The following is a 10,565-nucleotide window of genomic DNA, read 5'->3' as shown; positions in this document are numbered from 1 at the left end:
GCGCGGGCGTGCGGGCGCCCTTGTCGGCGCCAGCGAGGTGGTTTTGGTGTTTTTTTGGTTTCTCTCGTTTTTTTTGATTGACCGATCTCATCCCAAGCGACCGATCTCATCGAGTCGAACCAGTGAGGCGGCGGCGTAGGGTGGCCGCCGTCGCGCGGGGGTCGGCCGCCTGGGTGATCGCGCGGACGACTACGACGCGGCGGGCGCCGGCGTCGAGCACCTGGTCGAGCCGGGCGGTGTCGATCCCGCCGATCGCGAACCAGGGAGTGGCCGGCTCGCGGGCTGCGACCTCCCGCAGCAGGTCCAGGCCGACGGCGGGGCGACCCGGCTTGGTCGGTGTGGCCCACAGCGGCCCGACGCAGAAGTAGTCGACGCGCGGGTCGGCCTCGGCGGCCAGTGCCTCGTCCAGACCGTGGGTGGAGCGGCCGAGGACGGGGCCGTCGCCGAGCAGGGCCCGCACCGCGTGCGGCGGGAGGTCGTCCTGCCCCATGTGCACCACCGGCGCACCGGTCAGCCCTGCGATGTCGGCCCGGTCGTTGACCGCCCAGAGCGCGCCGTGCTCGGCGGCCACGCGGGCGACGAGGGCGTGCAGCTCGACCTCGCGGGCCGCGTCCAGGGACTTGTCCCGGAGCTGGACGACGTCGACGCCGCCCTCCAGCGCCGAGTGCAGGAACGGTTCGAGGTCGTCCGTGTCCTGGCGAGCGTCCGTGCACAGGTACAGGTGGGCGTCGGCGAGGCGGGTTCGGGGGTCCACGACCGCGAGTGTAAGCAGAAGGCGGCGCAGACCCCGGCAACAGCCGGGCCGCACGTCCTTGTCGGGGCACCGCTCGGGCGGGGATATGGTTGTCGGGTGCACGGGAGCCCCGCACGGGGCTGAGAGGGCGTGAGCGCCGACCGTCGAACCTGATCTGGGTCATGCCAGCGAAGGGAGAACAGATGAGCAGTCGTGCGTGCGACGTCCTCGTCATCGGCGGGGGCATCATCGGTCTGACCGCTGCCTGGCGTGCGCTGGAGGCCGGCGCGAGCGTCGTCGTCCTGGACCCCGCGCCCGGCGACGGAGCCACCCACGCCGCCGCGGGCATGCTCGCGCCCGTCCTGGAGGCCGGCTTCGGCGAACCGGGCCAGGCGCGGCTGGGCACCGCGTCACTCGCTCTGTGGCCGGCGTTCGCCGAGGCGCTCGAGCACGCGGCGGGGCTGGCGCCGGGCGCCGTCGGGCTGGAGACGACCGGCACCCTCGCCGTGGCCTACGACAGCGACGACCTGGTCGCGATGCGCCGGATGCTCGCCCTGCACCGCGAGTGGGGTCTCGGCTCGGCCGAGATCACGCCGGACGAGGCACGGCACCGCGAGCCCGCCGTCGGACAGCGGTTGGCGGGCGCGGCATGGGTGCCGCGCGACCACCGGGTCGACCCGCGCGCCGTGCACGGCGCGCTGGCCGCCGTCGTCGCGGCGCGCGGGACCGTCGTGCGCCGCGCCGCGGTCTCGCTGACGTGGGCGGAGGGCACGGTGGTCGGCGCGGTCGACGAGGCGGGCGACGGGTACGCGGCCGGGACGGTGGTCCTGGCCGCGGGCCACGCGAGCGGGACGCTGTTCGCGGGCGCGCCCACCCGGCCGGTCCCCGGCACGACGCTCCGCCTGGACGCAGCAGCGGACCGGTCACCGGCAGTCGTGGTGCGGGGCGCCGTCCAGGGGCGCCCCGTGTACGCGGTGCCGCGCGCGCCGCGGTCCGACGGGCGGCGCGAGGTCGTCGTGGGTGCGACGTCGGACGAGCGCGAGGACGACCACCTGACGCGCGCCGGCGACGTCTTCGCCCTGCTGCGGGACGCCCGCGCGTTCCTGCCAGGGCTCGACGACGCCGTGCTCGTGGAGACCACCACCCGGTCCCGGCCCGGCAGCCCCGACAACGCGCCGTTGCTGGGCCGGGCGGCCGACGGCCTCTGCCTGGCCACCGGGCACCACCGCAACGGCATCCTGCTCACGGCGCTGACGGCGGCCGCCGTCGACCGGGCGCTGGGCGTGGCGCCGGTCGGCTCGCAGGCCGCAGAGGCCGTCGAGGCCGCCGACCAGTTCGCGGACCCGCGCAGGTTCGTCGACACGTACGCGTCCGCCGACACGTACATGTCCGCCGACACGTACACGTCCGCCGACACGTACAGCACGACCCGAGGAGGCACAGCATGACCACCGCCCCGTCCACGCCGCACCCCGAGACCTCAGAGCCGCGTCCTGGGCCGGCCGGCACCGCCGTCGTCAACGGCGAGCCGTACCCGCTCGACGCCCCGGTGGCCGTCGCCGACCTGGTCGCCCGGCTCCTGCCCGGCCTCGTGGTCGACGGCGCACCGCAGGGCGTCGCCGTAGCGCTGGACGACGCCGTCGTGCCGCGCGGTGCCTGGAGCACCACGACCGTCCGGCCCGGCGACCGCGTCGAGGTCGTCACCGCAGTACAGGGAGGCTGAGCATGCAGCACGCAGCACCGCGCCCGGACGCAGCACTGAGCCAGGACGCAGCACTGGGCCATGACGCACCGCTCACCATCGCGGGCACGCCGCTCAGCTCCCGCCTGGTCATGGGGACGGGCGGAGCGGCGAGCCTGCTCGCCCTGGAGGACGCGCTCGTGGCGTCGGGCACCGAGCTCACCACCGTCGCGATGCGCCGGGTGTCCCGGCCCCGCCCGTCGGACGACCCGGGCCGCGCCGGGGACCCGTCGGTCTGGGGGCTGCTCGCCCGCCTGGGCATCCGCGCGCTGCCGAACACCGCCGGCTGCTTCTCCGTGCGCGAGGCGGTGCTCACCGCGCAGCTCGCGCGGGAGGCGTGCGAGACCGACTGGGTCAAGCTGGAGGTCATCGCCGACGACGTCACGCTGCTGCCCGACGCGATCGGCCTGGTCGAGGCGGCCAAGGCCCTGGTCGACGACGGCTTCACCGTCCTGCCGTACACCAACGACGACCCGATCGTCGCCCGCCGGCTCCAGGACGTGGGCTGCGCGGCGGTCATGCCGCTGGGCTCGCCCATCGGCTCAGGGCTCGGGATAGCCAACCCGCGCAACATCGAGGCGATCGCCGCGGCGTCGGCGGTCCCCGTGATCCTGGACGCGGGCATCGGCACCGCCTCCGACGCCGCGCTGGCGATGGAGCTCGGGTGCGACGGCGTCCTGCTCGCCACCGCCGTGACGCGCGCCGCCGACCCGGTCCGCATGGCCAGGGCCATGCGGCTCGCCGTGGAGGCGGGGTACGACGCCGCGCACGCCGGCCGGCCACCGCGCCGGGAGCGGGCGCTCGCGTCGTCCCCGGCCGACGGGCTGGTGCGCGTCGGCGACAACCACGTCGGCGACAACCACGTCGGCAACAACCACGTCGGCAACAATCTGGACCTGTCCCTGTGACCGCGCTGCCGCCGCTGGTCGAGACCGGCCGGGAGCTCAGCCGCGCCGAGCTCGCCCGGTACGCCCGGCACCTCGTGCTGCCCGGCGTGGGCCCGGCGGGCCAGCGCCGGCTGGCGAACGCGCGCGTGCTCGTGGTGGGCGCCGGCGGCCTGGGCAGCCCGATCCTGCTCTACCTCGCCGCCGCGGGCGTCGGCACGCTGGGGATCGTGGACGACGACGTCGTCGAGGAGTCCAACCTCCAGCGCCAGGTGGTGCACGGTGTCTCGGACCTGGGGCTGCCCAAGACGGCGTCGGCGCGGGCGGCGGTCGCGGAGGTCAACCCGCACGTCGAGGTGGTCGAGCACCGTGCGCGGCTGACGACGGCGAACGCGCTCGACGTGCTGTCCGGCTACGACCTCGTGCTGGACGGCACGGACGCCTTCGCCACCCGCTACCTCGTGTCGGACGCCGCCGAGGTGCTGGGCATCCCGTGCGTCTGGGGTGCGATCTACCGGTTCACGGGGCAGGTCGCCACGTTCTGGGGTGCGCCACCCGCCGGCGTCGAGGGGGTGACCTACCGGGACGTGTTCCCGGTCCCGCCGCCGCCCGGCGCCTCCCCGGACTGTGCGGCGGGTGGCGTGCTCGGCGCGATGTGCGGCACCGTCGGCTCGGTCATGGCGACCGAGGCGATCAAGCTCGTCACCGGGGCGGGGGAGACCCTGCTCGGGCGCCTCGCCGTGTACGACGCGCTGGGTCTGAGCTGGCGACAGCTCACCGTGGGACCCGATCCCGCGAGGGAACCCGTCACGGCACTGCTGACGGGCACTGGAGCGGGTACCGGCGGCGTCGACCCGTACGTGGCGTTCTGCGGGCTGCCGCCTGCGGACGGCGCGACCGTCACTGCGGCGGAGCTGGCGGCCTTGCGCGCCGACGGGTCCGATCCGGTGGTGCTCGACGTGCGCGAGCCGTGGGAGGTCGAGCTCGCCGCCCTGCCCTGGGCACGGGTGATCTCCTCGGGCGCCTTCGTGGGTGACGGCGCGGCCGCGGCGGTGGACGACGTGGTCGGCTGGGCCGCGGGCCGTCCGGTGCACGTGCTGTGCAAGTCGGGGGTCCGGTCCGCACGCGTGGCCCGGCGCCTGCGCGACGAGGGGGTCGATGCCCGGTCGGTCGCGGGCGGGATCCTCGCCTGGGCGCACGAGGTGGACGAGACGATGCCTGTCTACTGACCCTGCCCGCCTATTGACCCTGCCCGCCTAGTGACCCTGCGCGGCTGCCCACACCTCCGGGTTGGCGACGTGGCTCGAGTGCCCGCCGGCGAGCACCGTGCGGAGCTCGGTGAGGTGCTCGGTGTCCGGGGCGAGTCTCAGGTCGTCGAGGATCGCGAGGGCCGGACCGGGCTCGAGGTCACCGAAGTAGTCGTGGTAGCTCCGCAGGAGCCCGCGAAAGACCGCCGGCCGGAGCGCCTCGACCGAGGAGGCTGCCGCGTAGGCCCGCGCCTTGACACCCCAGCGGACCGGGCCTGAGGCCGTCAGGACCCGGTCCGCCCGACGGAGGAACCCGTCGTCGGGCACCTCGCCCGCCTCCAGCAGCTCGACGTCCTGGCCGAGCAGGGCCACGAACGCCTCCTCGGACGTGTCGGTGCACTCGAACCAGGTGTACCAGAGCGACTGGGTGACCTGTTCGCTGACCTGCGGCGCCTCCAGCCGGGCCCGGTATCCGTCCCAGAGTTCCGCCGGAGGCTGCTCGCGGGAGCTGCCACAGTACGGGAAGTGCATCTCCTGGGTGGTCCAGTACTCGTCGAGCAGGTCGATCAGACCGAACGCGATGCGAAACCGCAGAGCGACCTCGAGATCGGCGTCGTCGAACACCCAGCTCGAGTAGTCGAGCGCGACGTCGTTGGCGCTCAGCTCCGAGCCGAGATCGTCGTCGACCCACGTCAGGTCTCCGGTCTGGCGAACCTTGGCCCGCGCAAGCCAGGATCGGGCGGTCTCGGCGTCAGCCGTGCTCATCTTGGTACCTCTCCGCCGCACCCTTGTGACCCGTGGCCGAGCCAGGGTTTCGCGTCGGTCGCCACAAGGAGTGGGATCTCGTCTTGCCGCATCCCCGGTGGGGGTCGCGAAGGGGGAGCGGCGGTTCGCGGTCCCGATGGTATCCGACGGGGGAGCCCGGCGTCGTGACGGGTGGTGCCGCCGCCGGTCGCGCGGTCCGGGCGTGGCCGGGACGTGGCCGGGGCGTGGCCGGGACGTGGCAGGAAGGAGTGGTTCGCCGTGCGAGCCGTCTCCGTCCGGCCTACCGTGACCAGGAGAGACGTCTTCGGACGTCCTCGGCGTGGGCCTCAAGGAGCGGGACTCTCGGGCGCCGAGCGGTGCGATGTCGGCCGCTCGAAGGGAGGTCGCCATGAGTGACAGCTCTGCTGACGAAGCCAAGTCCCGTCCGCGGTTCCACCGCGCGTACTCCTTCGGGATCGTGACGGCCGGCTTCTTCCTGCTGTCGTGGATCGGCCAGTTCGTGTTCCAGGCGATAGCTGTCCGGAACGAGGCGACCCAGCACGGGTCCCAGTTCTCCTGGGCCGATTTCTATCCTCAGTTCCTCTCCTCCACGTTCGAGAACTGGCAGTCGGAGTTCCTCCAGCTGGTGTGGCAGGCAGCGGGCCTGGCGCTGTTCTACTTCTGGGGATCTTCCCAGTCCCGCGAGGGCGAGGAGCGCGTCGAGGCCAAGATCGACGCCCTCCTGGAGGACCGGGGCATCGACCCGTCCGGGATGGACCGCGACGTGCGGGCCCGCGCGGACGGCACGGGCTCGTGACCAGGCTCATGACCAGGCCCATGATCAAGCTCATGACCAGGCTCGGGTCGACCGTGAGCTGTTCGTGCAGATGACAACAACACCGAATGGAGAAGCATCATGACGCAATCCACGTCCTCGACGGGCACCCGGGCACCATTCCAGCGGCTCGCCCTCGTGATCGGCGCTGTCTATCTCCTGGTAGGTATCGCGGGATTCTTCGTGACCGGGTTCGACGGCTTCGCCGAGCACGACCACGACCAGACGCTGCTCGGTTTCGCGGTCAACCCCCTGCACAACATCGTGCACCTCCTGATCGGGATCCTGGGCCTCACGATGTGGTCCACCCCCGGCCGGGCGCGGACCTTCGGCTGGCTGCTCGTCATCGGGTACGGCGCGGCGTTCGTCTACGGCCTGTTCGCAGTCAACAACCCCGACATCAACTTCCTGAACATCAACGCGGCGGACAACTGGCTGCACATCCTCAGCGTCGCGGCAGGTCTGGCCATCGCGCTCTGGCCGCGCAAGCACGCCGACACCACGCCCGGACCCCAGCGCCAGTACTGATCCGTCCAGTGCGCGTCCAGTGCGCGTCTACCCAGGGATCGGGCCCGGACTCAGCGTGAGTCCGGGCCCGATCCCTGGGTAGACCGCACACGGTGGTCCCGGTCACCGGAGAACCGCGATATCGGCCGCCGTCAGGCCCAGCAGGGCCACACAGACCACGGCGACTCCCAGGCTGAGGCCGAACGGGGCGCGGCTGCGCGGCCGGGCCACCGTGCTGATGCCCGCGGCAAGGGCCAGGCCGACGGCGATCGCGCCGCCGAGCCAGGCCGCGCGGCTCGGAGCACCGACCGGGCCCGTGACCACCACGGCGACAGCGGCCACGAGCAGGCCCGGCGCCAGCACGCCGGACACCCGGCGGCCGAGCCGGTGCGGCAGCCCGCGTACGCCCGTCGCGGCATCGTCCTCGAGGTCGGGCAGGGTGTTCGCGACATGGGCGCCGACACCCAGCAGCGCCACCGCTGCCACGGCCCAGCCGGCCGGGACGCGTGCCCCCGGGGCCGCGAGCACGACGGCGACCGCCAGCAGCGCGAACGAGAGCGCGTAGGGCAGCCACGACCAGACGGTCTGCTTCAGCCGGGCGTTGTACGCCCACGCGCCGGCCACCGCCACGAGGTGCGCGACCCCGGCCACGAACCCCAGGGCCAGCGACGCGGCGACGCACACGGCGAGCGCCACCACCGCGGCGTCGCGCAGGGTGCGGGCGGTGAGGAGCCCTGCCACCACCGGTTTGTCGGTGCGGCCGACGGCGACGTCGCGCGCGGCGTCGATCCAGTCGTTGGACCACCCGACGGAGAGCTGGCCGGAACCGACCGCCACGGTGATCAGCACGACGGTGCCCCAGCCGGAGCCCAGGGCCGCGCTCAGCGCGGCGGCCAGTCCCGTCACGACGGCTGCGGGAGCGGCATGGCTCGCGCGCACGAGCCCGCTGACCAGCCTGCGGGCTTCCGTGCGGGGCACCATGGGCGGCACATTAGTCGGGGTGTGGTCTCCCCGCGCGGGTGAACGGGTCCTGGGTCAGGATGCTTGAATGTCGCGAGTGGTGGCGGTCGAGCCGGTCCTGCCGGGAGACGGGTATGCCCAGGGGGCGATCACGGAGGCCGTGGGGCCGCTGGTGGCGCCGGACCCGGCGCGTGCCGCGCTGCTGCGCCGCCTGCACGCGAGTGCCGGCGTGCGCCGCAGGCACCTGGTGCTGCCGCTCGATCAGTACGCGGGCCTGCACTCGCTGGGGGCCACCAACGCCGTCTTCGTGCGCGAGGGCGCAGTGCTGGCCGAGCAGGCGTCCCGGCGGGCGCTGGCCGCGGCCGGGCTCGAGCCGGCCGACGTCGACCACGTGTTCGCCACCTCGGTGACGGGGGTGGCGGCGCCGTCGCTGGACGTGCTGCTCGCCGAGCGGCTCGGTCTGCGGAGCGGGGTGCGGCGCACGCCGTCGTTCGGCCTCGGCTGTGCGGGGGGCGCCGGAGGGCTGGCTCGCGTGCACGACCATCTGCGGGGCCGGCCGGGCGACGTGTCGCTCCTGGTGTCCGTCGAGCTGTGCTCCCTGACGCTCCAGCACGGCGACGACTCAACGGCCAACATGGTGGCCTCCGGCCTGTTCGGCGACGGTGCGGCGGCCGTCGTCGTCGTGGGTGCGGACCATCCGCTGGCACAGGACGGCGCCGCGGACGGGGCCGCGGTTGGCTCCGGATCCGCGGCGACGGCGGCCCCGGCGGCCGGCCGGCAGCGGCGCACGGCCCGGGTGGTCGACACCCGTTCGCGGCTGTATCCCGGCACTACCGCCGCGCTCGGCTGGGAGGTACGCGACACCGGGTTCGCGATAGTGCTCTCCGCCGGGCTGCCCGACCTGCTGCGCGCGCACCTGCTCGCCGACGTCAAGGACCTGCTCGCCGAGCACGACGTCACCCCGTCGGAGGTGCCCACCTGGGTGGTGCACGCGGGTGGGCCCCGGGTGATCGACGCGGTGCGGGACGCCCTCGGGCTGTCCGAGGACGCCGTCCGGGAGAGCCGGGCGAGCCTCGCCGACGCCGGCAACCTCTCGTCCGCGTCGGTGCTCGACGTCCTGGCCAGGACCCTCGCGCGCTCCGAGGCTCCACCGGGTTCGCTCGCGGTGCTCATGGCCTTCGGCCCGGGCGTGTCGTGCGAGCTCGTCCTGCTGCGGCTGGAGGGTCGCTGAGATGCTCGGGTTCTATGTCTTGCTCGTGGGCGCCACGGCGGTCGAGCGCCTCGCCGAGCTCGTCGTGTCGACGCGCAACGCCCGGTGGTCGTTCGCCCGCGGTGGTGTCGAGACGGGGCGGGGGCACTTCCCGGCGATGGTGGCTCTGCACAGCGGGCTCCTGGTGGCGTGCGTCGCCGAGGCGGTGCTCGCCGACCGGCCGTTCCTGCCCTGGCTCGGCTGGCCGATGCTCGTGCTCGTGCTGGCGAGCCAGGCGCTGCGGTGGTGGTGCGTGGTCACGCTGGGGCACCGGTGGAACACCCGCATCATCGTGGTGCCCGGCCTCCCGCTCGTGTCCGCTGGCCCGTACCGGTGGATGCGGCACCCCAACTACGTGGCCGTGGTGGTCGAGGGTGTCGCGCTCCCGCTGGTGCACACCTCCTGGGTCACCGCCCTCGGGTTCACGGCGCTCAACCTGGTGCTGCTCGCCCGGTTCCGCATCCCGGCGGAGGACCGGGCGCTCCAGCCGGCCGCCCCCGGGACGTGGTGAGCGGAATGGTGAGCGGAGTGACCGACGGCGGGGGCACCAGGGACGCGGACGTCGTGGTGGTCGGCGCCGGGCCGGTCGGGCTCGCGGCGGCGGTGCACGCACGGGCCGCCGGGCTCGAGGTGCTGATCGTGGACCGCAGGACGGGAACGCTCGACAAGGCCTGCGGCGAAGGGCTCCTGCCCGGTGCGCTGCGCGCCGTGCAGGCCCTCGGTGCCGACCCGCCGGGCCATCCGCTGACCGGCATCAGCTACCGGGCACCTGGCCGGCACGCCGACCACCGGTTCGCAGCGGGTCCCGGCCGCGGCGTCCGCCGCACCGCGCTGCACGAGGCCCTGGGGGAGCGGGCTGACGCCGTCGGCGCGCCGCTCGTGTACGGCAGGGTGACGGCCCTGCGCCAGGACGCGGCGGGCGTCGAGGTCGAGGTGGTGCCCGGATCGCGGGCCGGGGAGACCGGTGGGGCGAGGGCGCCGGTCACGCTGCGTGCTGGCTGGGTGCTCGGGTGCGACGGCCTGCACTCCGCCGTCCGGCGGCTCGCCGGGCTCGACGCGGGCACCGGCCGGAGCGGAGGCCGGCCGGTGCGGAACCGGTACGGGCTGCGCAGGCACTACGAGGTCGCGCCCTGGAGCGATCTCGTCGAGGTGCACTGGTCGCCGCACGCCGAGGCCTACGTGACGCCGGTCGCCGCGGGCGTCGTCGGTGTCGCGCTGCTCGGACCTCGGGCGAGGTCGGGCGCGGCGTCGGGCGCGGGCTTCGACGCGCTGCTGCGCACGCAGTTCCCCGAGCTCAGCGCACGGCTCGCGACCGCGACGAGCGCCGGGCGGCTGCTCGGAGCGGGTCCGCTGCGCCGTCGGTCGCGGCGGCGCACCGCTGGACGGGTGCGGCTCGTCGGCGACGCCTCCGGCTATGTCGACGCACTGACCGGTGAGGGCGTCCGCGTGGGCCTCGCCCAGGCGGACGCCGCGGTCCGCCACCTCGGCGACCCCGACGCGTACGAGCGCGCGTGGCGGACGGTGACCCGGGACTACCGGACGCTGACCACGGGGCTGCTCGCCTGGGCCGCGAGCCCTGCCCGCAGGGCCATCGTGCCGGCGGCGGCGCGGGCGCCGTGGCTCTACGGCGCCGTGGTCGAGCGGCTGGCCCGCTGATCTCCCAGC

At 74.4% G+C, this 10,565-nt stretch carries 12 protein-coding genes and 1 riboswitch; of the genes, 9 read left to right on the top strand and 3 right to left on the bottom strand.

All coding sequences use genetic code 11. The annotated features are described in order from the left end of the window. Positions 1–106: 106 nt before the first annotated feature. Positions 107–754: a thiamine phosphate synthase gene (thiE, locus tag AB0F40_RS04640; protein ID WP_357464687.1), complete on the bottom strand. Its 648-nt coding sequence runs from the start codon at positions 752–754 to the stop codon at positions 107–109. Between the two features lie 90 nt (positions 755–844). Further along, a riboswitch (TPP riboswitch) is annotated at positions 845–947 on the top strand. On the opposite strand from thiE, the gene thiO reads away from it, so the two are divergent. The 4 genes from thiO (at position 937) to AB0F40_RS04620 (ending at position 4,587) form a co-directional block, all read left to right on the top strand. Next, complete coding sequence (gene thiO, locus AB0F40_RS04635; RefSeq protein ID WP_357464685.1) at positions 937–2,181, top strand: glycine oxidase ThiO; 1,245 nt, start codon at positions 937–939, stop codon at positions 2,179–2,181. It overlaps the preceding riboswitch by 11 nt. Continuing rightward, positions 2,178–2,456 carry a sulfur carrier protein ThiS gene (gene thiS / locus AB0F40_RS04630; protein WP_357464683.1) on the top strand — a complete coding sequence of 93 codons (279 nt, stop codon included), beginning with the start codon at positions 2,178–2,180 and terminating at the stop codon, positions 2,454–2,456. Before thiO ends, thiS begins: the two co-directional genes overlap by 4 nt. 2 nt (positions 2,457–2,458) lie before the next feature. Further along, positions 2,459–3,382, top strand: a complete 924-nt coding sequence (locus AB0F40_RS04625; RefSeq protein ID WP_357464681.1) for a thiazole synthase — start codon at positions 2,459–2,461, stop codon at positions 3,380–3,382. Then, complete coding sequence (locus tag AB0F40_RS04620; protein ID WP_357464679.1) at positions 3,379–4,587, top strand: ThiF family adenylyltransferase; 1,209 nt, start codon at positions 3,379–3,381, stop codon at positions 4,585–4,587. The genes AB0F40_RS04625 and AB0F40_RS04620 overlap by 4 nt, the downstream gene beginning before the upstream one ends. A gap of 27 nt (positions 4,588–4,614) precedes the next feature. Here the strand turns inward: AB0F40_RS04620 and AB0F40_RS04615 are convergent, their stop codons facing one another. Next, on the bottom strand, positions 4,615–5,370 hold the full coding sequence (locus AB0F40_RS04615) for a hypothetical protein (RefSeq protein WP_357464677.1): 756 nt from the start codon (positions 5,368–5,370) through the stop codon (positions 4,615–4,617). A 388-nt stretch (positions 5,371–5,758) separates the two neighbouring features. Here AB0F40_RS04615 and AB0F40_RS04610 point away from each other — a divergent pair, with 388 nt between their 5' ends. Then, on the top strand, positions 5,759–6,166 hold the full coding sequence (locus AB0F40_RS04610; RefSeq protein ID WP_357464675.1) for a DUF6766 family protein: 408 nt from the start codon (positions 5,759–5,761) through the stop codon (positions 6,164–6,166). A gap of 99 nt (positions 6,167–6,265) precedes the next feature. Next, positions 6,266–6,712, top strand: a complete 447-nt coding sequence (locus AB0F40_RS04605) for a DUF4383 domain-containing protein (protein ID WP_357464673.1) — start codon at positions 6,266–6,268, stop codon at positions 6,710–6,712. 102 nt (positions 6,713–6,814) lie between these two features. On the opposite strand, the gene AB0F40_RS04600 is transcribed toward AB0F40_RS04605, so the two are convergent. After that, entirely contained in the window at positions 6,815–7,672 is an 858-nt protein-coding gene (locus AB0F40_RS04600; protein ID WP_357464671.1) for a UbiA family prenyltransferase, read from the bottom strand. A 67-nt stretch (positions 7,673–7,739) separates the two neighbouring features. On the opposite strand from AB0F40_RS04600, the gene AB0F40_RS04595 reads away from it, so the two are divergent. Genes AB0F40_RS04595 through AB0F40_RS04585 form a run of 3 tightly spaced genes read left to right on the top strand, consistent with a single transcriptional unit; the run spans position 7,740 to position 10,556 of the window. After that, entirely contained in the window at positions 7,740–8,882 is a 1,143-nt protein-coding gene (locus AB0F40_RS04595) for a 3-oxoacyl-[acyl-carrier-protein] synthase III C-terminal domain-containing protein (RefSeq protein ID WP_357464669.1), read from the top strand. Between the two features lies 1 nt (position 8,883). Continuing rightward, the gene (locus tag AB0F40_RS04590; protein WP_357464667.1) at positions 8,884–9,411 is read left to right on the top strand and encodes an isoprenylcysteine carboxyl methyltransferase family protein; all 528 of its coding nucleotides are present in this window, start codon (positions 8,884–8,886) and stop codon (positions 9,409–9,411) included. A gap of 17 nt (positions 9,412–9,428) precedes the next feature. After that, positions 9,429–10,556 carry an FAD-dependent monooxygenase gene (locus AB0F40_RS04585; protein WP_357464695.1) on the top strand — a complete coding sequence of 376 codons (1,128 nt, stop codon included), beginning with the start codon at positions 9,429–9,431 and terminating at the stop codon, positions 10,554–10,556. Positions 10,557–10,565: the final 9 nt, after the last annotated feature.

The sequence above is a fragment of the Promicromonospora sp. NPDC023987 genome (assembly GCF_040639055.1).
In the GTDB taxonomy this organism is placed as follows: Bacteria; Actinomycetota; Actinomycetes; order Actinomycetales; family Cellulomonadaceae; genus Promicromonospora.
The sequence above is the reverse complement of the archived record's forward strand: the minus strand, read 5'-3'. Positions and strand labels throughout refer to the sequence as shown.

Bases quoted from the DNA above. Each gene is read 5' to 3' on its own strand.
- thiO (WP_357464685.1), top strand. From the start codon at position 937: ATGAGCAGTCGTGCGTGCGACGTCCTCGTCATCGGCGGGGGCATCATC.
- thiS (WP_357464683.1), top strand. From the start codon at position 2,178: ATGACCACCGCCCCGTCCACGCCGCACCCCGAGACCTCAGAGCCGCGT.
- AB0F40_RS04625 (WP_357464681.1), top strand. From the start codon at position 2,459: ATGCAGCACGCAGCACCGCGCCCGGACGCAGCACTGAGCCAGGACGCA.
- AB0F40_RS04615 (WP_357464677.1), bottom strand. From the start codon at position 5,370: ATGAGCACGGCTGACGCCGAGACCGCCCGATCCTGGCTTGCGCGGGCC.
- AB0F40_RS04610 (WP_357464675.1), top strand. From the start codon at position 5,759: ATGAGTGACAGCTCTGCTGACGAAGCCAAGTCCCGTCCGCGGTTCCAC.
- AB0F40_RS04605 (WP_357464673.1), top strand. From the start codon at position 6,266: ATGACGCAATCCACGTCCTCGACGGGCACCCGGGCACCATTCCAGCGG.
- AB0F40_RS04600 (WP_357464671.1), bottom strand. From the start codon at position 7,672: ATGGTGCCCCGCACGGAAGCCCGCAGGCTGGTCAGCGGGCTCGTGCGC.
- AB0F40_RS04595 (WP_357464669.1), top strand. From the start codon at position 7,740: ATGTCGCGAGTGGTGGCGGTCGAGCCGGTCCTGCCGGGAGACGGGTAT.
- AB0F40_RS04590 (WP_357464667.1), top strand. From the start codon at position 8,884: ATGCTCGGGTTCTATGTCTTGCTCGTGGGCGCCACGGCGGTCGAGCGC.